The organism is Streptomyces sp. HUAS 31, assembly GCF_028198125.1.
GTDB lineage: Bacteria > Actinomycetota > Actinomycetes > Streptomycetales > Streptomycetaceae > Streptomyces > Streptomyces chartreusis.
This window is the reverse complement of the sequence record NZ_CP116353.1, coordinates 8,973,684-8,995,519: the sequence shown is the minus strand read 5'-3', so window position 1 is coordinate 8,995,519 and position 21,836 is coordinate 8,973,684. Positions and strand designations below refer to the sequence as shown.

At 71.7% G+C, this 21,836-nt stretch carries 25 protein-coding genes; 10 read left to right on the top strand and 15 right to left on the bottom strand.

Going from position 1 to position 21,836, the window contains the following annotated elements:
• Positions 1–3: 3 nt before the first annotated feature.
• Positions 4–1,212 carry a cytochrome P450 gene (locus tag PGH47_RS39165; protein WP_271667413.1) on the bottom strand — a complete coding sequence of 403 codons (1,209 nt, stop codon included), beginning with the start codon at positions 1,210–1,212 and terminating at the stop codon, positions 4–6.
• A 318-nt stretch (positions 1,213–1,530) separates the two neighbouring features.
• Here PGH47_RS39165 and PGH47_RS39160 point away from each other — a divergent pair, with 318 nt between their 5' ends.
• The gene (locus PGH47_RS39160) at positions 1,531–2,154 is read left to right on the top strand and encodes a LysE family transporter (RefSeq protein ID WP_271667412.1); all 624 of its coding nucleotides are present in this window, start codon (positions 1,531–1,533) and stop codon (positions 2,152–2,154) included.
• Positions 2,155–2,235: 81 nt separating this feature from the next.
• The gene (locus PGH47_RS39155) at positions 2,236–2,685 is read left to right on the top strand and encodes a nitroreductase family deazaflavin-dependent oxidoreductase (RefSeq protein ID WP_125525802.1); all 450 of its coding nucleotides are present in this window, start codon (positions 2,236–2,238) and stop codon (positions 2,683–2,685) included.
• 64 nt (positions 2,686–2,749) lie between these two features.
• Here PGH47_RS39155 and PGH47_RS39150 read toward each other — a convergent pair whose 3' ends face one another.
• Positions 2,750–3,721, bottom strand: a complete 972-nt coding sequence (locus tag PGH47_RS39150; protein ID WP_271667411.1) for a cation diffusion facilitator family transporter — start codon at positions 3,719–3,721, stop codon at positions 2,750–2,752.
• Positions 3,722–3,875: 154 nt separating this feature from the next.
• Here PGH47_RS39150 and PGH47_RS39145 point away from each other — a divergent pair, with 154 nt between their 5' ends.
• Positions 3,876–4,889 carry a glutathione S-transferase family protein gene (locus PGH47_RS39145; protein ID WP_271667410.1) on the top strand — a complete coding sequence of 338 codons (1,014 nt, stop codon included), beginning with the start codon at positions 3,876–3,878 and terminating at the stop codon, positions 4,887–4,889.
• A gap of 24 nt (positions 4,890–4,913) precedes the next feature.
• Positions 4,914–5,228 (top strand): DUF4235 domain-containing protein, encoded by a 315-nt coding sequence (locus tag PGH47_RS39140; RefSeq protein WP_271667409.1) that lies wholly within the window; start codon positions 4,914–4,916, stop codon positions 5,226–5,228.
• 37 nt (positions 5,229–5,265) lie between these two features.
• On the opposite strand, the gene PGH47_RS39135 is transcribed toward PGH47_RS39140, so the two are convergent.
• The 3 genes from PGH47_RS39135 to PGH47_RS39125 form a co-directional block, all read right to left on the bottom strand.
• Complete coding sequence (locus tag PGH47_RS39135; protein WP_271667408.1) at positions 5,266–5,658, bottom strand: VOC family protein; 393 nt, start codon at positions 5,656–5,658, stop codon at positions 5,266–5,268.
• A 79-nt stretch (positions 5,659–5,737) separates the two neighbouring features.
• Positions 5,738–6,202, bottom strand: a complete 465-nt coding sequence (locus tag PGH47_RS39130) for a pyridoxamine 5'-phosphate oxidase family protein (RefSeq protein WP_271667407.1) — start codon at positions 6,200–6,202, stop codon at positions 5,738–5,740.
• A gap of 15 nt (positions 6,203–6,217) precedes the next feature.
• Complete coding sequence (locus PGH47_RS39125) at positions 6,218–6,976, bottom strand: TetR/AcrR family transcriptional regulator (RefSeq protein ID WP_271667406.1); 759 nt, start codon at positions 6,974–6,976, stop codon at positions 6,218–6,220.
• Between the two features lie 126 nt (positions 6,977–7,102).
• On the opposite strand from PGH47_RS39125, the gene PGH47_RS39120 reads away from it, so the two are divergent.
• The gene (locus tag PGH47_RS39120) at positions 7,103–8,614 is read left to right on the top strand and encodes an APC family permease (protein WP_271667405.1); all 1,512 of its coding nucleotides are present in this window, start codon (positions 7,103–7,105) and stop codon (positions 8,612–8,614) included.
• A gap of 21 nt (positions 8,615–8,635) precedes the next feature.
• On the top strand, positions 8,636–10,270 hold the full coding sequence (locus PGH47_RS39115; protein WP_271667404.1) for an amidohydrolase: 1,635 nt from the start codon (positions 8,636–8,638) through the stop codon (positions 10,268–10,270).
• Between the two features lie 17 nt (positions 10,271–10,287).
• On the opposite strand, the gene PGH47_RS39110 is transcribed toward PGH47_RS39115, so the two are convergent.
• Positions 10,288–11,250, bottom strand: a complete 963-nt coding sequence (locus PGH47_RS39110; RefSeq protein WP_271667403.1) for a GlxA family transcriptional regulator — start codon at positions 11,248–11,250, stop codon at positions 10,288–10,290.
• A 71-nt stretch (positions 11,251–11,321) separates the two neighbouring features.
• Here PGH47_RS39110 and PGH47_RS39105 point away from each other — a divergent pair, with 71 nt between their 5' ends.
• Positions 11,322–12,272 (top strand): NADP-dependent oxidoreductase, encoded by a 951-nt coding sequence (locus PGH47_RS39105; RefSeq protein ID WP_271667402.1) that lies wholly within the window; start codon positions 11,322–11,324, stop codon positions 12,270–12,272.
• A 19-nt stretch (positions 12,273–12,291) separates the two neighbouring features.
• Here PGH47_RS39105 and PGH47_RS39100 read toward each other — a convergent pair whose 3' ends face one another.
• Positions 12,292–13,398: an NAD(P)-dependent alcohol dehydrogenase gene (locus PGH47_RS39100; RefSeq protein ID WP_271667401.1), complete on the bottom strand. Its 1,107-nt coding sequence runs from the start codon at positions 13,396–13,398 to the stop codon at positions 12,292–12,294.
• A 25-nt stretch (positions 13,399–13,423) separates the two neighbouring features.
• The gene (locus tag PGH47_RS39095; protein WP_271667400.1) at positions 13,424–14,875 is read right to left on the bottom strand and encodes an aldehyde dehydrogenase family protein; all 1,452 of its coding nucleotides are present in this window, start codon (positions 14,873–14,875) and stop codon (positions 13,424–13,426) included.
• Between the two features lie 103 nt (positions 14,876–14,978).
• Here PGH47_RS39095 and PGH47_RS39090 point away from each other — a divergent pair, with 103 nt between their 5' ends.
• Both PGH47_RS39090 and PGH47_RS39085 read left to right on the top strand, forming a co-directional pair.
• Positions 14,979–15,416: a MarR family winged helix-turn-helix transcriptional regulator gene (locus tag PGH47_RS39090; protein WP_271667399.1), complete on the top strand. Its 438-nt coding sequence runs from the start codon at positions 14,979–14,981 to the stop codon at positions 15,414–15,416.
• A 157-nt stretch (positions 15,417–15,573) separates the two neighbouring features.
• Positions 15,574–15,954, top strand: coding sequence for an anti-sigma factor antagonist (locus PGH47_RS39085; RefSeq protein WP_271667398.1), 381 nt, complete (start codon positions 15,574–15,576; stop codon positions 15,952–15,954).
• 12 nt (positions 15,955–15,966) lie between these two features.
• On the opposite strand, the gene PGH47_RS39080 is transcribed toward PGH47_RS39085, so the two are convergent.
• Positions 15,967–16,920: a ribose-phosphate diphosphokinase gene (locus PGH47_RS39080; RefSeq protein ID WP_271667397.1), complete on the bottom strand. Its 954-nt coding sequence runs from the start codon at positions 16,918–16,920 to the stop codon at positions 15,967–15,969.
• A 198-nt stretch (positions 16,921–17,118) separates the two neighbouring features.
• On the opposite strand from PGH47_RS39080, the gene PGH47_RS39075 reads away from it, so the two are divergent.
• Positions 17,119–17,781, top strand: a complete 663-nt coding sequence (locus PGH47_RS39075; RefSeq protein WP_269639657.1) for a DUF4230 domain-containing protein — start codon at positions 17,119–17,121, stop codon at positions 17,779–17,781.
• Between the two features lie 3 nt (positions 17,782–17,784).
• On the opposite strand, the gene PGH47_RS39070 is transcribed toward PGH47_RS39075, so the two are convergent.
• Genes PGH47_RS39070 through PGH47_RS39045 form a run of 6 tightly spaced genes read right to left on the bottom strand, consistent with a single transcriptional unit; the run spans position 17,785 to position 21,515 of the window.
• The gene (locus PGH47_RS39070) at positions 17,785–19,545 is read right to left on the bottom strand and encodes a complex I subunit 5 family protein (RefSeq protein ID WP_271667396.1); all 1,761 of its coding nucleotides are present in this window, start codon (positions 19,543–19,545) and stop codon (positions 17,785–17,787) included.
• Positions 19,545–19,892 (bottom strand): sodium:proton antiporter, encoded by a 348-nt coding sequence (locus PGH47_RS39065; RefSeq protein WP_271668259.1) that lies wholly within the window; start codon positions 19,890–19,892, stop codon positions 19,545–19,547. Before PGH47_RS39065 ends, PGH47_RS39070 begins: the two co-directional genes overlap by 1 nt.
• Before the next feature lie 10 nt (positions 19,893–19,902).
• Positions 19,903–20,643: an MnhB domain-containing protein gene (locus tag PGH47_RS39060; protein WP_271667395.1), complete on the bottom strand. Its 741-nt coding sequence runs from the start codon at positions 20,641–20,643 to the stop codon at positions 19,903–19,905.
• The gene (locus tag PGH47_RS39055; RefSeq protein WP_125525822.1) at positions 20,640–20,891 is read right to left on the bottom strand and encodes a Na(+)/H(+) antiporter subunit B; all 252 of its coding nucleotides are present in this window, start codon (positions 20,889–20,891) and stop codon (positions 20,640–20,642) included. Before PGH47_RS39055 ends, PGH47_RS39060 begins: the two co-directional genes overlap by 4 nt.
• Complete coding sequence (locus PGH47_RS39050; protein ID WP_271667394.1) at positions 20,884–21,336, bottom strand: monovalent cation/H+ antiporter complex subunit F; 453 nt, start codon at positions 21,334–21,336, stop codon at positions 20,884–20,886. The genes PGH47_RS39055 and PGH47_RS39050 overlap by 8 nt, the downstream gene beginning before the upstream one ends.
• Positions 21,333–21,515 (bottom strand): hypothetical protein, encoded by a 183-nt coding sequence (locus PGH47_RS39045; RefSeq protein ID WP_269639653.1) that lies wholly within the window; start codon positions 21,513–21,515, stop codon positions 21,333–21,335. The genes PGH47_RS39050 and PGH47_RS39045 overlap by 4 nt, the downstream gene beginning before the upstream one ends.
• Positions 21,516–21,836: the final 321 nt, after the last annotated feature.

Below are 21,836 nucleotides of genomic sequence, written 5' to 3'. Positions count from 1 at the left end.
CTCTTACCAGGTCACGGGGAGTTCCAGCATCCCCTGGATCGTGTCGCCGGGTTTGAAGGGGATTTCCTCCGCCGGGACGGCAAGCCGCAGGGTCGGCAGGCGCTCGAAGAGCGAGTGCAGGGCGATCTCCATCTCGGCGCGGGCCAGGTTCTGGCCCAGGCACTGGTGGATGCCGAACCCGAAGGCGACGTGATGGCGGGTGGGGCGGTGCCAGTCCAGGGCGTCGGGGTCGGGGTAGACGGACTCGTCGCGGTTGATGACCGAGGTCGAGAAAACCACTCCGTCGCCCGCCCGGATCGTGCCGCCGTCCGTGTCGATGTCCTCGACAGCGACGCGCAGCAACCCGTCGGCGATCGACAGCATCCGCATGAGCTCCTCGACCGAGGCGGGCAGCAGCCCGGGGTCGGCGCGCAGCTCGGCCAGCTGTTCGGGATGCTGGAAAAGGGCGAAGGTGCCCAGCGAGATCATGTTGGCGGTCGTCTCGTGGCCGGCGACCAGCAGGATGGTCGCGAAGGCGACGACCTCCTCGCGGTCGAGATCGCCGTCGCGCAGCTGCCGGTGGACGAGCTCGTCGAGGACGCCGTCGCCGGGCTCCGGCTCCTTCTGCTTGCGGTCGATCAGCTCGTTGAAGTACGCCTCGAGCCGGTCGCGGGCGTCCATCGTGTCGGCGGCCCTGGGACCGCGCAGCAGGCGTCGCGACTGCCCCTCGAAGAAGTCGTGGTCGGCGTACGGCACGCCCAGCAGCGCGCAGATGACCATCGAGGGCACGGGCAGCGCGAAGGCCGTCACCAGGTCGGCGGTCGGCCCCTGGGCGATCATCGCGTCGAGCCGTTCGTCCACGATCCGCTGGATCTGCGGGCGCAGCTCGGCGGCGCGGCGCAGGGTGAAACTGGGGACCATCATCCGGCGCTGGACCCGGTGTTCGGGGTCGTCGACGCCCAGCAGCGCGGACTTCCGGTCGCGCACCGCGGCGAACCGCTCGGTGGGCGCGGGGAATTCGGGCCGGGAGCGGTCCGAGGACAGCCGGGGGTCGGCGAGCAGGGTGCGGGCGAGGGCGTGTCCGGTGACCAGCCAGGCCGGACGGCCGTCGTAGAGGGTGATGCGGGCCAGGGGGCGGTTGTCGCGCAGGGAGTCGTAGGCGGTGGGCGGGTGGTAGGGGCAGGTGCGGTTCTGGGGGAAGGCGACGGTGGGGGGTTCCGTCATGTCCGTCATCGAAGACCTCGCAGACGAAGAGTGCGTCGTGCCGATCTTCATTAGATGCCTGGGGCATCTAGCTGACGACGTCAAGTTCGGCCAGATCACGTGCGCGGACAATCTGGCCGGGGATCGTCGCACAGAGCTTCGGTCCGGCGGGCGTCGGACCGGTGCCGCGCGGCCCTCCCGCGAAATTCGCTTGTCGCAGGGCCGCGGCCACCCCCAGAATCCGGCCATGCCTACGATCCTCGCCTTCCTGCCGCTGACCGCCGACGCTCGTCCGGTGCGGTCCCAGCAGCAGCCCGGCCGCCCGTGGAGGCCCTCGCTTCCCACGTCGTGACCGCCGCGCTCGTCGCGGGGCTGCTCGCGGGCTACGGCATCGCCGTCCCGGTCGGAGCGGTCGCGACCTATCTCGTCTCCCTCACCGCCCGTACGTCGCTGCGGACCGGGGTCTGCGCCGCGCTCGGCGTCGCGACGGCCGACGGACTCTACGCCCTGGTGGCCGCCCTCGGCGGTTCGGCGCTGGCCGCGGCACTGCGTCCGGTGCTGGTGCCACTGCGCTGGGCCTCCGCCCTGGTGCTGGTGTTTCTCGCGGTACGGGGCGCGGTCACCGCCGTACACCACTACCGCGGCCACCGGCTCGCCACCCGCTCCACGCCTCCTCCCCCGAGCCCGGCGCGCGCCTATCTGGCGCTGCTCGGTATCACCCTGCTCAACCCGACCACCGTGATCTACTTCGCGGCCCTGGTCCTCGGCACCCGCGCCACGGACGCCGTCTCCCCTCTGGAACAGGGCGTGTTCGTCCTGGCCGCCTTCGCCGCTTCGGCGAGCTGGCAACTGCTGCTCGCCGGGGGTGGGGCACTGCTGGGACGGCTGCTGACGGGGAGCCGGGGACGGCTGGTGACGGCGCTCGTGTCGAGCGGCGTGATCCTGCTGCTGGCTGTGAGGATGCTGCTGTAGGACCGGCAGGATGAATCACGCACCGGCCGGTGTTGAAGCACGGTGTCAGTCAGCACAGGACACGACGATGGGACCGATGACATGCCTCTTGAGGGCGAGTACGAGCCCAGCCCGACCGATTGGGTCCGCAAGCAGGTCGAGTTGTACGAGAGCTCCGGCGGCACCCAGGGCACGACCCTCATGAACACGGGGATGCCCGTGATCCTGCTCACGACCCGCGGTGCAAGGAGCGGCAAGATCCGCAAGACGCCCCTGATGCGCGTCGAGCACGAGGGCAGCTACGCCGCCGTCGCCTCGCTGGGCGGGGCGCCCAAGCACCCGGTCTGGTACCACAACGTCAAGGCCGACCCCCATGTGGAACTCAGGGACGGCACGGAGCTGCGCGACATGCGGGCCCGCGAGGTCACCGGCACGGAGAAGGCCGAGTGGTGGGAGCGGGCCGTCGCTGCTTATCCGCCGTACGCGGAGTACCAGCAGAAGACGGACCGGGTGATCCCGCTGTTCGTCCTGGAGCCCTTCGACGAGGGCTGATCGGGGCTCCGCAGATTTTTTTCGGACGGGACGCATGAACCCGTGCCCGTCGGGCACACGTGCGTCAGGCCCCGCCGCGCTCCCCCGTCGCGGCGGGGCTTCCGTATGCCTCCTGGGCGGAGCGCTCGGTCACATCGAGGAAGATCTGGTCGGCCTCGTCCACCTCGTCGCCGACGGCCCGCTTGATGCGGACTGCGACCTCCTCGACCTGTTCGCTGTCGAGCCCGGGCACCAGATCGACGCGGGCCGCCACCAGAGCGGTGTCCAGGCCCGTCTTCATGGTGAACAGGGCCTCCACGCTGTCGATCTCCGGCTGTGCCGCCAGCAGGGCACGGATCCTGGCGTCGGCCTCGGGGTCGGCGGCCTCCCCGATCAACTGGTCGCGGGCCTCGCGGCCGAGCCGGTAGGCGACGTAGACGAGCAGCGCGCCGATCGCCAGTGACGCGGACGCCTCCCACACGACCTGCCCGGTGACCATGTGCAGGGCCATGCCCGCGAAGGCGAGCGTCACGCCGAGCACCGCCGTGGCGTCCTCGGCGACGACCGTGCGCAGGGCCGGGTCGCGCATACCGCTCGCGAGGCCGCCCTGCCGGCGCACCTGGCGCAGCGCCCGCACCAGCGAAAGGCCCTCGGCGACGAAGGCGACACCCAGCACGATCATGCCCACCACATAGCCGCTGAACTGCTCCTCGCCGCCCCCGCGCAGCGCCTCGAAGCCCTGGAAGAAGGAGAAGCAGCCGCCCATGACGAAGATGCCGACGGCCGCGAGCAGCGACCAGAAGAAGCGCTCCTTGCCGTAGCCGAAGGGATGCCGGGCGTCGGCGGGGCGGCGGCTGCGGCGCAGCGCGGCCAGCAGGAAGACCTCGTTCAGGCTGTCCGCCACGGAGTGCGCCGCCTCCGACAGCAGCGCCGGCGAGTGCGCGAAGATCCCGCCGACGGCCTTGGCGACGGCGATGACGAGATTGGCGGTGAGCGCCACCAGCACGGTGACCCGGGTCCTGCGGTCCGTGTTCGGCGCCTTGTTGTCCCTGCTCATCTATCGCCGAATCCCCAGATCGATCTGCCTCACACCGTGCCGTCGACGGAAATCGGGGGACTCGGTGGAACCGGGGCCTCGGGGGTGCTGCGATAGCGCGGGGCCCGGGAGGGCGTACGCCGGCAAGCGAGGCACAGCAGAGAGGAGCGCCGGTATGAGCGGCGGGGGCAACACCGAGTACGGGAGGAAACGGTTCCAGCGGTCGAGGGCCCACTTCACCGACCGCATCACGGCGGACGGGCGGGACGGCTGGCCGGTGGAGGCGGGCCGCTACCGCCTGGTGGTCAGTCGTGCCTGTCCGTGGGCGAGCCGGTCCCTGGTGTCGCGGCGGCTGCTCGGTCTTGAGGACGCCCTGTCACTGGCGATCGCCGACCCGATCCAGGACGACCGCAGCTGGCGGTTCACGCTGGATGCCGGCGACCGCGACCCGGTGCTCGGCATCCGCTTCCTCAGCGAGGCGTACGACCGGCGGGAGACCGGCTATCCCGGCGGTGTCAGCGTCCCCGCGATCGTGGACGTGCCCAGCGGCCGGCTCGTCACCAACGACTACCAGCGGATCACCCTCGACCTCGCCACCGAGTGGACGGCACTGCACCGCGACGGTGCGCCCGACCTGTACCCGAAGGCGCTGCGGGACGAGATCGACGCCGTGATGGCGGACGTCTACGAGGACGTCAACAACGGTGTGTACCGGGCGGGCTTCGCCACCGGCCAGGCCCAGTACGAGGAGGCCTGCACCCGGCTCTTCAGGCGGCTGGAACTCCTGGCGGAGCGGCTCGCCGGGCAGCGCTATCTGGTCGGCGACACCATCACCGAGGCGGACATCCGGCTGTTCACCACGCTGGTCCGCTTCGACGCCGTCTATCACGGCCACTTCAAGTGCAACCGCTGGAAACTGACGGAGAATCGGGTCCTGTGGGCGTACGTCCGCGATCTCCACCAGACGCCGGGATTCGGTGACACCGTCGACTTCGACCACATCAAACGGCACTACTACCAGGTGCACAGCGGCATCAACCCGACCGGAATCGTGCCTCTCGGGCCCGACCTGGCGGGCTGGGCGGCACCGCACCACCGCGAGGAGCTGGGCGGCAGGCCGTTCGGCGACGGGACGCCGCCCGGGCCGGTGCCCGAGGCCGAGCGGGTCCCGGCGAGCGGACGACCCTGATCGACGAAGGAGGCGCAGGCGCGCATGGCGAAGAAGAACAACAAGCAGAAGAAGCTGAAACTCCCCCTTGCCTACAAGCCCCTGGGATTCGCCCTGGGCTGGGCGAGCGGGGCGCTGGCGGGAATCGCCTTCCGCAAGACCTGGATGGCGATCCGCAAGGAGGAGGACGCCCCCGACGCACTGGACCGTGAGCGCGGCTGGGGCGAGATCCTGCTCGCGGCCGCGGTCCAGGGCGCCCTCTTCGCGGTGGCCCGGAGCCTGGCGGACCGCACGGGAGCCAAGGCGATCGAACGCAAGACGGGCGTGTGGCCGGTCGCCGACCAGGGCGGCCGCGACTGAGAGTCCGCCCGCCCGGGGCACCGGGCGGGCGGAACGCTCAGCCCTGCTTCGGTGCGATCGCCGGCACGAGACGCAGGGTGAAGGAGTGGCCGGCCGGGTCGGAGTAGCCGCGTTCCTCGTACGGCCCCGCCGGCTCCTTCGTCTCCACGGGGCGGCCGCCGAGGCCGACGATCCGGCGCTCGGCCTCGTCCAGGTCCTCCACCACGAAGTCCAGATGGGCCTGGAGGGAGTTCTCGGGGCGCGGCCAGCTCGGCGGGGTCGCGTTCATGTCGCGGCGGAACGCGAGCCGGGTCCCGTCGGCGCCCCTGATCTCGACGCGGTTGGCGCTCGCGTCCGTCTGCTCGCCTTCCAGGAGTTCCGTGTAAAAGACGGCGAGCTTCTCGGGCTCGGCGCAGTCGAGCACCACGAAGCCCGCTTTCACCACTGGCATGGTTCCTCCGCAGGAGTCCTGGGCGCGGGACGTGCTGCCCCGCCGCCCTGTCCCCGACGGGTGTCCAGGTCAGCGCGTTTCAGTCCGCCACCAGCCACTTGCCGTCCCGCATCAGCTCCCGCCCGGCCAGCTCATTGGCCTCGCGCCAGGCCTGCACCCGGGTCGGCAGGACGCGGAAGTACAGGTAGGGCGTGCTGAGCCGGCGTGGGTCGAAGCCGGTCCTGGTCGCGAAGCGGTCGCCCTCCTCCTCGGACAGCTCGTCCCGCGTGATCGTCTCGACGGTGCCCTCGATCATGACGACGTCGCGGGTCGGACCGACACCGAGGCGAGTCCTGCCGGTCTCCCTGAGGTTGCGGCCCGTGGGGCTGGCCGCGGGCGTCGCCAGCAGCAGGGTCGAGCCGTCCCACAGGAAGGAGAGCGGCACGAGGAACGGCACTCCCCCGCCGGCGTCGGCGGTGGCGACCCACACGTCCTCGTCGTGCTCCAGTCGGTGCAGGGTGTCCTGCTTGCGCTGCTCGGCGGGGCGTGCGGGCGACGGGGCCATCGGCGGACTCTCTCCTCAGGGCTCGGTTGTGACGGACGGGTCCAGTGTGGCCGCCGGGTCCCCGGACCGGGACCGGATTTCCGCGAGCCGGCTCGCCGCGGCGCTGAGCAGCAGGTCCAGGGCCGCCGGATAGGAACTGCGGGCCATGTCGGCCACGAGATGCCGGGCGGTGGCCGCGATGTGCGGGTGGGTGTCGGCGGGCAGCCGAGCGTACGTGGCCCGCCAGACGGCGTCCTCCGCGTCCCGAGCGGCCTTCGGCATCGCCACGCTCGCCGAGTCGAGGGCGCCGTGCGCGAGGGCCTGGTCGACGAAGACGTGGTAGATCCGTACCGCGTCGGGATCGGCGAAACCGGCGCGGCGCAGCACACCGAGGATGGTCTCGACGGCCTGGATCTCGTACGCCCGCCCGGTCACCCGGTACGAGCTGAGCACCGCGGCCCTGGGGTGCGCGAGGGCGCCCGCGTGCATGCGCAGGCCGAGGTCACGCAGGTCGGCGCGCCAGTCCCCGGTGGGTCGCCAGGTGCGCAGGGTACGGCCGATGAGTTCGTCGGCGATGGCGAGCATCAGGTCGTCCGTGGTCCGGAAGTACCGGTACAGCGAGCTGGGGTCGGCGCCGAGGGCCCGGCCGAGGCGGCGCACCGACAGGGCGTCGGCGCCGTGTTCCTCGATGAGCCGCAGTGCGGTCTCGACGATCAGGTCCTCGGACAGGACCACGCCCTGCTTGGTGGGGCGTCTGCGCTGCCGGGCGGCGGGCGGGACGACTCTCTCGCTCATGGGCTGCCTCCCTCGGTCCGGTGCCCCGAACCTTACGACAACACCGTTGACCTGTTAAGCCCCCGTTCAGTTTCATGTCCGCTCATCGGGGCCGACCGGGCCCCCGATGCGAGCGGAGATCCGGCCATGTCCGATCAGCAGCCCCCCAGCGGCGTCGTCGACCCTCCAGCGCGGCCCGAGCTGCGCAAGTCCCTCGGTGTCCTGGACGGCATCGCCATCGCCGCGTCCAGCACGGCCGCGACCACCAGCATCGGCATCGGCCTCGGGGTCACCGCCGGCGTGGTCGGCCTGCATCTGCCGGCGATCATGCTGCTGGCGTTCCTGCCGATCCTCGGCATCGCGGGCGCCTACTCCCGGCTGAACAAGGTCGAGCCCAACGCGGGCAACGGCTATGTGTGGGTGGGCCGTTCGCTCACCCCGTGGCTGGGCTTCATGGTCGGCTGGGTGAACATCGTGGCCGTGGTGGCGTTCCTCGCGTACACCACAGCGGTCACCGGCTCGGCCCTGCTGCAACTGGCGGGCGACGCCGGTCTGCACCGGGTGGGCGGCCTGGCGCTGGACCCCGGTTCGACCGCGCAGACCACGGCCGTCGGCATCGTCGTCCTGGTGGCGGTCACGCTGACCGCCGTGACCGGCATCCGCTCCGCCGCACGGCTCCAGGCCGGACTGCTGGTCTTCGAGTACGTCGTCCTGATCGGCTTCTGCGGCTACGGCATCGTCACCGGCCCGCACGACTTCAGCCTCAGCTGGTTCGACCCGTTCGAGATCCCGTCGGCGACCGCGCTGGCGCAGGGACTGCTGCTGTCGGTGTTCTGTTACTGGGGCTTCGAGTCGGCGTTCACCGTCAACGAGGAGGTGCGCGACCCTCGCGACGCGTCCCGGGCCGGCACCATCACCCTGTTCACCATGCTCGGAATGTTCCTGCTCGGCTCGATTGCCTTCCAACGTGTCCTGTCGGAGGAGGAGTTGGTCGGTCACGGGCCCGAGGGGCTCGCCTTCTTCGGTGAGCGGCTGGCCTCCCAGCCGTGGGCGGCGCTCCCCCTGATCGCGCTGATGTTCTCGGCCGTCGCCTCGCTCCAGGCCGGGGTGATCCCGACGGCCCGCGGGATGTTCGCGATGAGCCGCGACCGTACGCTCGGGCCGGTGTGGTCCAAGGTCAGCCCGCGGTACGGGACTCCGGCCGTCGGCACGATGCTGATCGGCGCGCTGGCCGTCGCGGTCGCGGTGCTCGCACTGGTCATCCCGCGGCTCGCCGACATGATCATGTCGACGGTGAACGCCGTGGGCATCGTGGTCGCCCTGTCGTACGCCCTCACCGCCCTCGCGGCCGCCGTCCGCTTCCGCGCCCTGCTGCGCGAGGACCTGTGGCAAGGGGTGCGCGCGGTGGTGCTGCCCACGCTGAGCGCGCTCGCGCTGCTCGGTCTCGGCGGCTATCTCGGCTGGTCGTTCTACACCTCCGCCGACCACTTCGAAGTCAGCGCGGACAACGGCTGGTTCCTGCTCCTCACCCCTCTGGCGATGATCGCGTCCGGCTTCATGGCCGCCGCGTGGGCCAAGTGGGTGCGCAGGTCGCCGTACTTCCGCACCGGCAAGGGCACCGACGCCGACGCGCCCCGGCTGCTCGCCACCTCCCGATAACCCCCGACCAGGAAACGGAACATGTACGCAGATCTCCTCTTCACCGGCGGCCCCGTCCTCACCCCCGAGGGCCGCACCGCGACCGCCGTGGCCGTCACCGGCGACCGCATCACGGCCGTAGGGCGCGAGGAGGTGCACGATCTCGCCGGACCGCGGACCGAGGTGGTGGACCTCGCCGGGCGGCTGCTGCTGCCCGGGTTCCAGGACGCGCACGTGCATCCGGTGCCGGCCGGGCTGGAGCTCACCCAGTGCGATCTGACGGGCACGAGGACGGCGGACGAGACCCTCGCGGCGGTCCGCGCCTACGCGGACGCGCATCCGGAGCGGGAGTGGATCACCGGCGGCGGCTGGTCGATGGAGGCCTTCGAGGGCGGTACGCCGACGAAGGAGCTGCTGGACTCGGTGGTGCCGGACCGGCCGGTGTATCTGCCGAACCGGGACCATCACGGGGCCTGGGTCAACAGCCGTGCCCTCGCGCTCGCCGGGATCACCCGGGACACGCCCGACCCGGCCGACGGGCGGATCGAGCGGGACTCCTCCGGCGAGCCGAGCGGGACGCTCCAGGAGGGTGCGATGCAGCTGGTGGGCCGGCTGACCCCGCCCGCCACGCAGGCCGACCGGGTGGCGGCCCTGCTCCACGCCCAGCGGCATCTGCACGCGCTCGGCATCACCGCCTGGCAGGACGCGCTGGTCGGGGACTTCCTCGGCATGGACAACCCGGCGCAGGCGTATCTGGCGGCCGCGCGGGACGGCTCGCTCACCGCGCGGGTGGTCGGCGCGCTGTGGTGGGACCGTGAGCGCGGCTCGGAGCAGATCCCCGAACTGGCCCAGCGGCGTGAGGCGTTGAGTCACGGACGGTTCCGGGCGACCAGCGTCAAGCTGATGCTGGACGGCGTCGCCGAGACCGGTACCGCCGCGCTGGTGGACCCCTATCTCGACAAGTGCGGCTGCGCCACCGCCAACCGGGGCACCAGCTTCATCGATCCGGAGCAACTGCCCAAGTACGTCACCGAGTTGGACGCACTCGGCTTCCAGTGCCACTTCCATGCCCTGGGCGACCGGGCCGTACGTGACGCGCTGGACGCGATCGAGGCCGCGCGCGCCGCCAACGGGCCCAGCGACACCCGGCCTCACCTGGCCCATCTCCAGGTGATCCAGCCAGCGGACGTGCCGCGTTTCGCGCGCCTCGGGGCGATCGCGAACATCCAGCCGCTGTGGGCCGCGCACGAGCCGCAGATGGACGAGCTGACGATCCCCTTCCTCGGACCCGAACGGGCCTCGTGGCAGTACCCGTTCGGCGCCCTGCTGCGCTCCGGCGCACGGCTCGCGGCGGGCAGCGACTGGCCGGTGAGCAGCCCCGATCCGCTGCACGGCGTCCATGTGGCGGTCAACCGCGTGACCCCGGACGCCGACGACGCGCAGGTGTTCCTGCCCGGCGAGCGGATCGGGCTCGCCGAGGCACTCACCGCGTACACGGCGGGCTCGGCGTACGTGAACCACCTCGACGACACCGGCGAGGTGCGGGCGGGAGCGCTGGCCGATCTCGTCGTCCTGGACCGCGACCCGTTCGACGGGCCGACGGAGGAGATCGCGCGGACCCGGGTCGCGCGGACCTTTGTGGGAGGCGCGCAGGTGTACGCGGCTCAGGAGGTCTGAGCCCGCGTACAGCTCCGCTAGCGGACGCCGGCCGCCTGGAACGTGCGGCGGTACGCCTGCGGTGACACCCCGATCGCGGCGTGCAGGTGCTGGCGCAGCGAGGCGCCGGTGGCGAAGCCGACCTCGATGGCGATCCGGTCGACCGGCAGGTCGCTGGACTCCAGCAGATGGCGGGCCCGGCCGACGCGCTGCTGGATCAGCCAGCGGCCGGGGCTGAGGCCGACCTCGTCGTTGAAGCGGCGGGCGAAGGTGCGCAGGCTCATCCGGGCGTGGGCGGCGAGGTCGGTCAGGGTGAGCGGTTCGTCGAGGCGTTCAAGGGCCCAGGCGCGGGTGGCGGCGGTGCTGGCGGCTCCGCTCTCCGGGACGGGCTGCTCGATGTACTGGGCCTGGCCGCCGTCCCGGAAAGGGGGCACGACGCAGCGCCGGGCGACCGCGTTGGCCAGCTCGCTGCCGTGGTCGGTGCGCACGATGTGCAGGCAGATGTCGACGCCGGAGGCCGCGCCGGCCGAGGTGAGGATCCGGCCGTCCTGGACGAACAGGACGTCCGGGTCGACATCGATCTGCGGGTAGCGGCGCCGGAACGGGTCGGTGACCTGCCAGTGGGTGGTGGCACGCCGGCCGTCGAGCAGACCCGCCGCCGCCAGGACGAAGGCGGCCGTGCAGATCGACACGATGCGCGCGTCCGGCCGGATCCGCGCGAGTGCCGCGACGACCTCGGCGGACAGCTCCTCGGGGATGTACGGAACGCCGACCGAGGCCACCACCACGGTGTCGGCGGTGGCGAGGATCTCCGGGCCGTGCTGCACGCCGATCGTGAAGTCGGCGTTGGTGTGCACCGGTCGGCCGTCGACGCTGCACGTCAGCACTTCGTACCGGCCGTCGGCGGCGCCGAAGATCCGGCTGGGGATGCCCAGCTCGAAGGGATAGACGCCGTCCAGGGCCAGCACCACGACCCGCTCCACCTGTCGTTCACCATCCATGGCACGATTCTATCGAAGGTTGGCAATCGTGCCATTTTCTGGAGCGGCGGACCCCGGCAGGCTGTTTCACCATGAGCACTGTGAACACCATGCGAGCCATCAGCCAGGACGTCCTCGGCGGTCCCGAGGTCCTGAAGGAAGTTCAGATCGAGCGCCCGGCGCCGCGCCCGAACGAGGTACTGGTCCGCGTCCGCGCGGCCGGCGTCAACCCGACCGACTGGAAGCACCGGGAGAACGGCGGCTTCCTGGGCGAGCCGCCGTTCGTCCTCGGCTGGGACGTCTCCGGCGTGGTCGAGGCGGTCGGCATCGGCGTCGCCGCCTTCCGCCCCGGCGACGAGGTCTTCGGCATGCTGCCCTACCCCTTCGGCCACGGCTCGCACGCCGAGTACGTCATCGCCCCGGTGCGGGCCCTCACGCACAAGCCGTCCGTGATCGGCCACACGGAGGCGGGGGCCCTGCCGCTGGTTTCCCTCACCGCCTGGCAGGCGCTGACCGAGCACGCCGACGTCCGGCCGGGGCAGCGCGTGCTGATCCACGCGGCGGCCGGTGGCGTCGGGCACGTGGCCGTGCAGATCGCCAAGGCGCGCGGCGCCTACGTGATCGGCACGGCGAGCGCGGGCAAGCACGAGTTCCTGCGCGGCCTGGGCGCGGACGAGGTGATCGACTACCGGGAGACGGACTTCACCGAGGCCGTCAAGGACGTCGACGTCGTCCTGGACACGCTGGGCGGTGAGACCTCGGTGCGCTCGCTGCGTGTTCTGCGTCCGGGAGGTGTCGTCGTCTCGATCCTTCCGGTCGGCTCGGACGAGTTCGGCGAGGAGGCCGAGCGGCTCGGGGTGCGGGCCGTTCGGATGCTGCTGGACGCCGACCGTGCCGGCATGCAGGCGATCGCGGACCTGGTCGAGCAGGGCAAGCTGCGACCGGAGATCGCCGGCACCTTCCCGCTGGCCGATGCCGCCGAGGCGCACGCCCTGGGCGAGACCGGCCGGACGACGGGGAAGCTGGTCCTGACGGTCGGCTGACGCGCGACGGCCGGCCGGGTCAGAAGGTGAGCACGGGCTTGATCGCCTTGCCCGCGCCCATGTCCCGCACGGCCCGGTCGATGTCCGTGAACGGATAGGTGCTGATCAGGCGGTGCAGCGGGAGCCGGCCTTCCTTCACCAGCCGGACCAGGGCCGGAATGAAGGTCTGCGTCTCGGCGTCGCCGAGGGTGAGGCCGACGACCCGCTTGCCGCCGAGCAACCCGTTGACGTCGAGGGCGACTTCGGTGCCGAAGGGCGGGGCGCCCACGACGACCAGGGTGCCCCGGGCGGCGAGCGCGTCGACGCCCCGGCGCAGCACGCCGACGTTGCCGGTGGTCTCGACGACGCCGTCGGCGCCCCGGCCGCCGGTGATGTCGGCGAGCGCCGCGGCGAGGTCGGTCCCGGTCGCGTCGATCGTGCGGGTGGCACCCAACTTCCTTGCCAGTGAGAGACGTTCGGCGACCCGGTCGACGGCGACGATGTCGGTGGCGGGGGTCAGGGCGGCGGCCATGACCGCGGACAGGCCGACCGCTCCGGCGCCGAGGACGACGACAGTGCTGCCGGTGACCGGCTTCAGCACGTTCCAGACGGCGCCCACCCCGGTCTGCACCCCGCAGCCCAGCGGGGCGATCGAGGCGAGCGGCACCTCCGGGTCGACCTTCACCAGGCTGCGCTCGTGGGCCAACGCCCGCTCGGCGAAGGAGGACTGGCCGAAGAAGTGGCCGCCGAGGTCCTCCCCGGCCCGGCTGATGGTGCCGGTGCCGTCGGCCCGCCGGCCTCCGATGAGGTTCAGCGGCAGCCAGGTCGCGCAGTACGCCGGGTGGCCGCCCCGGCAGTCGCGGCAGCCGCCGCACGAGGTGAACGACAGCACGACGTGGTCGCCCGGCGCGACGCCGGTCACGGCGGCGCCGACGGCCTCGACCACCCCCGCGCCCTCATGCCCGAGGACGCCGGGCAGCGGGAAGGGCAGCGCGCCGCTCGCCACGCCCAGGTCGGTGTGGCACAGGCCCGTCGCGACCATACGGACGACCGCCTCGTGCGGTCCGGGCTCGTCGAGCTCCACGTCGGACAGGGTGAACGGGGCTCCGCCCGACTCGACGACGGCGGCACGGGTGGGGATGGACATCGCGTGAATCTCCTTGGCGGTGCGCTCAGTCGAGCGAGACGACGACGGACTTGGTGGTGGTGTAGGCGTCCAGCGCCTCGGGCCCGTACTCGCGACCGAAGCCGGAGTCCTTCACCCCGCCGAAGGGGACCGCCGGGTCGAGCATCGCCCAGTCGTTGACCCAGACGATCCCGGCGTCCAGCCGTTCGGCGACCCGGTGGGCGCGGGCCAGGTTCCCGGTCTGCACGCCCGAGGCCAGGCCGTACGGCGTGGAGTTGGCGAGTTCGACGGCCTCGTCCTCGGAGTCGAAGGGCTGGACGGTGAGGACCGGGCCGAAGATCTCCTCCTGGATCACCCGGGAGTCGTTCGGCAGGTCGGCGATGACGGTGGGCCGGTAGTAGTAGCCGCCGTCGAGATCGAGCCGTTCACCGCCGCAGACGATGGTGCCGCCCTCCTTGCGGGCCAGTTCGACGTACTCCTCGACCTTGCGCAGATGCCGCTCCCCCGCCATCGGGCCGACCACGGTCCCGGCCTCCCGCGGGTCGCCGACCGGGACGCCGGGCACCGCGTCGGCGAGGATGCCGAGCAGGGTGCTGTGGACCTGGCGGGCCACCAGCAGCCGGGGTCCGCCCATGCAGAACTGCCCGGTGTTGAAGACGAAACCCTTGATGATCGCGCCGACGGCTTTCTCCAGGTCGGCGTCCTCGAAGACGACGTGGGCCGCGTTGCCGCCGAGCTCCATGGTGACCGGCTTGAGCGCCTCGCCGGCGATGGCCGCGACCTTGCGGCCGACGGTGGTCGAGCCGGTGAAGGCGACCTTGTCCACGCCGGAGTGCCGCAGCAGCGCCTCGCCGGCCGCGGGGCCGCCGGTGACCACGTTGACCACGCCGTCGGGGACGCCGGCCCGCTTGAAGAGGTCGGCCATGTACAGGGCGCTCAGCGGAGTCTCCTCGGCCGGCTTGTGGACCACCGTGTTGCCGGCCGCGAGCGCCGGGGCGATCTTCGAACCGGCCAGGATCAGGGGGAAGTTGTACGGCGTGATCGCCGCGACCACACCGATCGGCCGGCGTCGGACGTAGGCGAGGGCGTTCATGGGGGTGTCGCGGACGGCGCCGTCCAGACAGTGGGCGAGGGCGGCGAAGTGCTCGTAGTCGTCGGCCGCGTTCGTGACGTCGACGGCGTGCGCGAGCGTGATCGGCTTGCCGACGTCAAGGCTCTCCAGTTCGGCTATCCGGTCGGAGTTCTCCCGGATCAGCTGGGCGACCCGGTGCAGGATCCGGCCGCGTTCCCGGCCGCTCAGCCCGGACCAGGCGCCGTCGTCGAAGGCGTCCCGCGCGGCGCGTACGGCGGCGTCCACGTCGGCGGCGCCGGCGTCCGCGGCAGTGGTGAGGACCGTGCCGCGGGACGGGTCGACCACCTCGGTGCGCGCTCCGTCGGCGGCCTCGCGCCACCGGCCCCCGATGAACAGCCGCCCGGGTTCGATCTCGAAGGTGGTCATCGCCACTCCTCAGCTTCTTCGCCAAGATTTCAACAAACAGGATTCCTGTTTGTCCGCAGTCTCTTTACGGACAGGATTCCTGTCAATGCTCTAGGCTGAAGTCATGCTCGACGCCCAGGCAGCCAAGGCACCGCCGTCGCTCCTCTACATGGTCAAACAGGTGGAGCTGGTGGTGCGTTCACACCTGGACGAGCTGGTCAAGCCGTCCGGGATCACCGCGCTCCAGTACACGGCCCTCACCGTGCTCCAGCGGCACGACGGACTGTCCGCCGCCCAGCTGGCCAGGGACTCCTTCGTCACCGCGCAGTCGATCGCGGACCTGGTACGGAGCCTGGAGACCCGCGGGCTGGTGCGGCGCGAGCGCAATCCGCACAGCCGCCGCGAGCTGCTGATCCTGCTCACCGACACCGCCCGTGAGCTGCTCGCCCGACACGAGGGGGAGGTACGGGAGCTGGAGGAGCGGATGGTGCGGGAGCTCACGGCCCATCAGACCGAGCAGTTCCGTCAGGCACTCTCCAAGGCCTGGCACGCGCTGTCGTAGTCACGCCTCGCACATCACGCGAAGCATCTGTCGCAAATCGAAGACATATGTCAATCGAACATGCTCAGATTCGCTCAATCGAGGGTAACTTGCAGTGCGGGGACTGGATTTGAGCAGCCCGCCGCAAGTGAACAGGTTGGTTGGAGGCGATGTCGTCGTGCAGCTGGATCCTGCGCCGTTCAGCCGGCATCTGCGCGTCCACCGGCACCGCGACCACACGGTGCTGGAGTTGCTCGGCGAGATCGACATCGCGGCCGCGGTGGAGATCGCCCCGTATCTGGACCGGGTGACGGCCCATCCCGGGGCGCGGATCGTGATCGACCTGCGGGGCATCGAGTTCTTCGACTGCTCCGGGCTCCGCCTGCTGTACCGGGCCCTGAGCCGGACCCACGACCACGGCGGGCAGCTGCACCTGGTCTGCACCCACTCGCTGACCCTGCGCATGCTCAGGATCACCGGCCTGAACCGCCTGCTGCCCCCGCATCCGACACCGGACGCGGCGCTCGGCCAGCCCGAGGCGACGTCCGGCACGTTATGAAGGACTTCCTGCCTATTCGGTTCCCGGCGCGTCGAACAGGGCGCTGACGGACTCCCCGTTGTGAATGCGGCGCACGGCCTCGGCGAGCGCCGGGGCGATGGACAGGACCTTCAGCTTCTCGGTGCGCTCCTCGGCCTGGATCGGCACGGTGTTGGTGCACACGATCTCCAGTACGTCCGGCTGCTCGCCGATCCGCTTCAGCGCGCCGCCCGCGAAGAGGCCGTGCGTACAGGCGACGCGGATCGAGCGCGGACCCAACTCCCGCAACCGGTCGAGGAGTTCGATGACCGTGCTGCCCTTGGCGATCTCGTCGTCCAGGATGATGACGTCGCGTCCGGCCACCTCGCCGATGACCGAGCTGATGCTGACCCGGTCGTCCGCGAACCGCTGCTTGGCGCCGGCGGCGACCTGGGCGCCGATGAGCCGGGCGAACGCGGCGGCCTCCTTGGCGTTGCCGAGGTCCGGGGACACGACGGTCGTGCGGGAGAGGTCGTACTGCCGGAAGTGCACGGCCAGCTCACGCAGGGCGTGCAGGTGGTCGACCGGCACCGTGAAGAAGCCGTGCACCTGGGGCGCGTGCAGGGTCATGGCGAGAACACGGCTCGCGCCGGCCGCCACCATCAGGTCGGCGACGAGCCGGCCGCCGAGGGAGATGCGGGGCGCGTCCTTCTTGTCGGAGCGGGCGTAGGAGTAGTGCGGCATCACGACGGTGATCCGGCTCGCGGACGCCCCGCGGGCCGCGTCGCACATCAGCAGCAGCTCCACGAGGTGCTCCTGGACCGGCCGGACCAGCGGCTGGATCAGGAAGACGTCCCGCTCCCGGCAGTTGGCCTGGAGCTGCACCTCCAGGCAGTCGTTGGCGAACCGGCTGACCCGGGTCGGGCTGAGCGGTACCCCCAGATGCGCGCAGACCTCCGCCGCCAGCTCGGGGTGGGCACTACCGCTGAACACGGCGATCTCTCGCACGATCCGCTCCTCGCATGATCATTCCGGGTGGCGCCATCATGCTACTTACCTCAGCAGAAACGTTGCTGCCCACCCGTGTGCGCGTCGCGGCCGCCCCTGGTGCGCCGGCCTGCTCCGGGCAGGGGCGCCGATCGGCCAACGCACAGATCTGACAAGGGATTTGGGGGTACCCGGAACATAGGAAGGAGGAACGTCGACATGACGACTTCCATCAAGCGCATCAACAAGCGCATGCCCGGCTGGGCGAAGGCGGTGAGCGCCCTGGTGCTCGTGCTCGTCGTCTTCTTCGCCGGGATCCGGCTGAGCGTGCTCCCCGGCCTGAAGGACCTGTTCGGCACCGAGACCAACGACCGCTCGGGTCCGGCACTGCTCCAGTCCATCCAGGACATGAGCCGTTACGACGCCGCCTCCGGCAACTTCCAGATCGTCGTGGATCTGGAGAAGGACGCCAAGTTCCTGCCCGACGCGATCCGCGGCACCCGCACGCTGTACGTCGGCGCGGGCACCGTGGACGCCTACGTCGACCTCGGAAAGGTCGGCGCCGACGACGTCACGGTCAACGACGACCGCACGTCCGCCACGCTCCGTCTGCCGCACGCCGCCCTCGGCGAGCCGTCCCTCGACCCCGACCGCTCCTACGCCGTCTCCAAGCAGCGCGGTCTGCTCGACCGCCTGGGCGACCTCTTCTCGGACAACCCCAACAGCGAGCAGGCGGTCCAGAAGCTCGCGGTGCGGCACATCGGCGACGCCGCCAAGGAGAGCGGCCTGACCAGGCGTGCCGAGACCAACACCACCGACATGCTCGAAGGGCTGCTGCACTCCCTGGGCTTCAAGGAGGTGAAGGTGACGTACGCGGCCTGACCCCTATCCCGGAAGGCCGGGCAGTGCCAGCGCGCCGAGCACGGTGGCGCCCACCAGGACCCAGGCCACGTAGTCCCCGACGTGCCCGGACTGGAGGCGTCGCAGCGGCAGTGCCCGGCGCGGGGCGGCGAGCCACCCCGGCCGGGTCACCGCCAGGGCCGCGAGGCCGAGGGCCAGCGCGGTCGCGACGAGGTCCAGCAGCACACCGGCCGGGCTCCAGTGCGGTGCCGGCACCACGGCACCGCCGGACCCGGCCTCGTTGACGGCGCGCGAGAGCACCTCGCCGAGACCGGGGGCCACGCCCACGGCGAGCGATCCGGCCAGCAGCAGCGCGGGGACGGCGGTCATCGTGTCGGGGATCCGGCTGAGCCGGTGCCGGGTCTCGGGCCGCTCGCCGGTTCCGGTCGTCTCGTACTCGGCGCCGTCCTCGGGGACCGGGCCGAGGCCGAGGAACACCCGGGCCGCGACCCGCAGGACCGCCCCGGCGGTGACCGCGCTCGCGACGACGTACAGAGCGATCAGTGGCCCGCCCACGGCCTTCTCCGTGACGGCCTTGCCGAGACCCGTACCGAAGGGCGGAAGCCCGGCGAGCGCCAGCCCGCCGACGGTGTACATCACGGCGACGCCGCGCAGTTCGCGGGCCCTGCCGTGCAGCGCGTGCTCGTCGACGTTGCCGTAACGGTCGAGGAGGATGCCGGTGCAGGCGAACAGCGCGGCCTTCACGCCGGCGTGGCCGAGGACGTACAGCGCGACCCCGTCGTCGGCCTCGGGGCTCAGCACCCCGATTCCGATCAGGAACAGCCCGGTGTGGGCGACCGTCGAGCAGGCCAGGAGCCGTTTGATGTGGCGCTGGTACCAGCACATGACGGCGCCGATCATCGCCGTCACCGCGCCGAGCACGAGGAGTGCCCGCTCCAGGTCGGCCGCCGGGATGCCGCCGGGTCCGGCGAAGACGGTGCCGTACGCCCGCCAGACGCCGTACACGCCGAGTTCGACCATGACGCCCGACAGCAGCATGCACACGGGGGTGGGTGCGACGGCGTGGGCGTCCGGGAGCCAGAAGTGGAAGGGGACGGCGGCGGACTTGATCAGCAGGCCGGTCAGGACGAGGACGAAGGCGGCGAGGACGAGGCCGTCCGGCGGTCCCTGCGCGTCGAGGGCCCGGCCGATCCGGGCCATGGAGAGCTCGCCGGTACGGGCGTAGAGCAGGCCGATGCCCATGAGCATGGCGTACGCCCCGAGCGAGGTGACGACGCCGAAGGTCAGCGCGCCCTGCACGGCCTTGGCCTCCTCGACGCGGGTGCCGGTCAGCGCGTAGGCGACGACGCTCATCAGCTCGAACCACACGAACGCGTTGAACAGGTCGCCCGCGATGGCGAACCCGCACATGCCGGCCTGGAGGAGCAGGATCAGTGCGGGGAACGAGCCCGCGTGCCGACGCGGCGGCTCGTCGAAGTAGCGCCAGGAGTACGCCAGTGCGGCGAGCGTCAGCACCGAGGCCAGGGCCGCCATGCCGAGCCCGGGGCCGTCACCGACGAGGACGATTCCCACGCTGTGGCCGTCGATGGGCGTCCAGCCGCCGGCCCATTCGGCCATCGGCGGCGAGGAGTTCAGCAGCAGGGTGATCGCGAGTCCGGCGGTGCCGGCCGAGACCGCGCATCCCGCGGAATCGGCGAGGACGCGCGGCATTCGGCGTCCGCCCGCGACAAGGAGCGCGGCCCCGCACAGCGGTACGGCGACGAGCAGCGGGAGCAGGTCGTTCATCAGCCGCGCAGCTCGGAGAGTTCGTCGGGGTCGACGGTGCCGTGCCGCTTGGCGACCTGGATGACGAGCGCGAGGAGCAGGGCGGTGACGGTGGCGCCCACGACGACGTCGGTCAGGGCCAGGGCCTGGACGACCGGGTCGACGACGGGCCGGGAGCCCGGTTCGAGGTCGGAGAAGACGGGTGCGGTGGTGTCGTCGCGGTAGCCGACGGCCAGCAGCAGGACATAGGTACCGCACTGGCACACGGACAGACAGCCGACGGCGTGGATCAGATTGCGGCTGGTGGCGAGGCCGTAGCAGCCGACGAGGAAGACCCAGGCGGCGACGAGGTAGGGCAGGACGTCCATCACGGTGCTCTCACTTCCCGTTCTCCTCCTCGATCTCGACGGCCTGGTCCAGGAAGCGGGCGAGCAGCACGACGACCGCGCAGGCGACCTCCATGCCGACGGCCGCGTTCAGCAGCGGCACGGTGCCGCCCGAGGACAAGGTGTTGAACGTGCCGTACGGCAGCAGGGTGTTGGCCAGGAAGGCCGTTCCGCCGATGAGGCCCGCGAAGCCCGTGACCAGGTAGGCCGAGGCGCACAGGGCGTCGCCGACCTCGAACAGGCCGACCGGGCGGATCCGTTCCAGCGCGCGGTAGTCGGCGCCGAGGTAGAGCAGGTGCAGGGAGGTCGCGGCGACGACACCGCCCTGGAAGCCGCCGCCGGGGCTGAGCTGCCCGTGCGCGATGACGTAGAGGCCGACGAGCAGGGCCACCGGCAGCACGAGGAGGGCGTACCGGCGCACGGGCGGGGCCACGGCGGCGGGTGCGGGCCGGGCGCGGTGCTCCTCGCGGGTCTGCCGCAGCAGGACCACGCAGCCGACGACGGCCGCGAAGAGGATGGTGGTCTCGCCGAGGGTGTCGAAGGCACGCTGGTCGAAATTGACGGAGGCGATGGTGTTCGCGGTGTGCCGGTCGAGGGAGGCGCGCACCGCTCGGTCGCCGTACGGGTGCCGGTCGCCGCCGAAGTGCGGCAGGTCCAGGCAGGCGGCGACGAGGAGCGCGGCGACGCCCGCGAGGCCGACGGCCACGAGCCACAGCCGGGTGCGCGGGTTCACCGCTCGCGTCCCTTGCGCCGTTTGACCTTGCGGACCGACAGGAGCAGCAACAGCGGGGTGAGGGCGCCGCCGACGGCCAGCTGCGACAGGGCGACGTCGGGAGCCTGGAGCACCGTGAACAGCACGGCGAGCGCGACACCGAGGACGGCCAGTACAAGGGCTTGTCGGACGGGGTCGCGGACCAGTACGGCCACGGTCGCGCAGCCGGCCACCAGCAGCAGCGCCACGACGATCAGCGCGTCAGCCACCGCGCACCCCCGCGATGCCGCCGGACAGCGCGCGGGAGGCGACCAGGTTCCCGCCGATCAGCAGCGCGCCCGTGACGAGGAGCTTCACCGTCTCCCTGCTCGGTCCGGCCGCCGCGCACAGCGCCAGCACCACCGCGGCGCCGAGTCCCGCCGTCGCCCGGGTCAGGGCCCGGGCGCGCGGTGGGTCGGCGGCGAGTTCGTCGGCCAGCAGCCGGGCGAAGACCAGGGTGCCCACCGGGCCGAGCAGGGCGAGGACCAGGGCGAGGTCGACGTACGCGGGGCGGTCGTAGCCCTGGGCGAGCAGTAGCAGACCGGGGCAGGCCAGCGCGGTGGAGAGGTTCTGGGCCACGACCCGGCGGCGCAGCGGGCCGGTGGCGACGCCCCAGAGGGTGGCGCCCAGGCCCCCGCCGAGTACGAGGGCCGCCGCGAGGAGCCAGCCGTTCATCGTCCGGTCACCGCCCGGCGGGCCGCGACGGCCGCGAGCGCCGATACGCCGGCCGCGCCCGCGCCCACCGCGAGTTCGAGGGTGTCCACGGTGCTGATCAGGACCAGCCACAGCAGGGCGAGCGCGATCCACCAGGCCAGGAACTCGGCCGCGGCGAGCAGCGTCGTACGCCGGTTCACGCCGCCACCTCCCCAAGCCTGGCTTGTCCGTTTTCTCCAGCTCCGCGCCATCCAAGCACCGCCCCTGCCACCAGGGGCGGCGGCACGCGCGGGTCTCCGCCCGGAGTGCCCCGGCAGCGGGCAGGGAAACCGGTGAGCGTCGTCGGCCTGCGGCCAAAAGCGACCGCATCGCGGACGGGTTCGGGGGTAAGCGGTCAACCACCAAGGCAAGTTGAAGACTGGAGGACAACATGGCCGGTGGAACCCCACCTTCGCGTGTCGCGTTGCACATCGGCAGTCCCAAGACGTCAGGTGCCGCCAAGGCCAAGGGCGGTGCGAAAT

Excerpts from the sequence above, each read along its gene's own strand:
- PGH47_RS39065 (WP_271668259.1), bottom strand. The coding sequence starts at position 19,892 with ATGGACGTCCTGCCCTACCTCGTCGCCGCCTGGGTCTTCCTCGTCGGC.
- PGH47_RS39070 (WP_271667396.1), bottom strand. The coding sequence starts at position 19,545 with ATGAACGACCTGCTCCCGCTGCTCGTCGCCGTACCGCTGTGCGGGGCC.
- PGH47_RS39155 (WP_125525802.1), top strand. The coding sequence starts at position 2,236 with ATGCCTCTTGAGGGCGAGTACGAGCCCAGCCCGACCGATTGGGTCCGC.
- PGH47_RS39125 (WP_271667406.1), bottom strand. The coding sequence starts at position 6,976 with ATGAGCGAGAGAGTCGTCCCGCCCGCCGCCCGGCAGCGCAGACGCCCC.
- PGH47_RS39135 (WP_271667408.1), bottom strand. The coding sequence starts at position 5,658 with ATGCCAGTGGTGAAAGCGGGCTTCGTGGTGCTCGACTGCGCCGAGCCC.
- PGH47_RS39050 (WP_271667394.1), bottom strand. The coding sequence starts at position 21,336 with ATGAACGGCTGGCTCCTCGCGGCGGCCCTCGTACTCGGCGGGGGCCTG.
- PGH47_RS39115 (WP_271667404.1), top strand. The coding sequence starts at position 8,636 with ATGTACGCAGATCTCCTCTTCACCGGCGGCCCCGTCCTCACCCCCGAG.
- PGH47_RS39130 (WP_271667407.1), bottom strand. The coding sequence starts at position 6,202 with ATGGCCCCGTCGCCCGCACGCCCCGCCGAGCAGCGCAAGCAGGACACC.
- PGH47_RS39075 (WP_269639657.1), top strand. The coding sequence starts at position 17,119 with ATGACGACTTCCATCAAGCGCATCAACAAGCGCATGCCCGGCTGGGCG.
- PGH47_RS39165 (WP_271667413.1), bottom strand. The coding sequence starts at position 1,212 with ATGACGGACATGACGGAACCCCCCACCGTCGCCTTCCCCCAGAACCGC.
- PGH47_RS39090 (WP_271667399.1), top strand. The coding sequence starts at position 14,979 with ATGCTCGACGCCCAGGCAGCCAAGGCACCGCCGTCGCTCCTCTACATG.
- PGH47_RS39120 (WP_271667405.1), top strand. The coding sequence starts at position 7,103 with ATGTCCGATCAGCAGCCCCCCAGCGGCGTCGTCGACCCTCCAGCGCGG.
- PGH47_RS39140 (WP_271667409.1), top strand. The coding sequence starts at position 4,914 with ATGGCGAAGAAGAACAACAAGCAGAAGAAGCTGAAACTCCCCCTTGCC.
- PGH47_RS39145 (WP_271667410.1), top strand. The coding sequence starts at position 3,876 with ATGAGCGGCGGGGGCAACACCGAGTACGGGAGGAAACGGTTCCAGCGG.
- PGH47_RS39105 (WP_271667402.1), top strand. The coding sequence starts at position 11,322 with ATGAGCACTGTGAACACCATGCGAGCCATCAGCCAGGACGTCCTCGGC.
- PGH47_RS39150 (WP_271667411.1), bottom strand. The coding sequence starts at position 3,721 with ATGAGCAGGGACAACAAGGCGCCGAACACGGACCGCAGGACCCGGGTC.
- PGH47_RS39110 (WP_271667403.1), bottom strand. The coding sequence starts at position 11,250 with ATGGATGGTGAACGACAGGTGGAGCGGGTCGTGGTGCTGGCCCTGGAC.
- PGH47_RS39095 (WP_271667400.1), bottom strand. The coding sequence starts at position 14,875 with ATGACCACCTTCGAGATCGAACCCGGGCGGCTGTTCATCGGGGGCCGG.
- PGH47_RS39100 (WP_271667401.1), bottom strand. The coding sequence starts at position 13,398 with ATGTCCATCCCCACCCGTGCCGCCGTCGTCGAGTCGGGCGGAGCCCCG.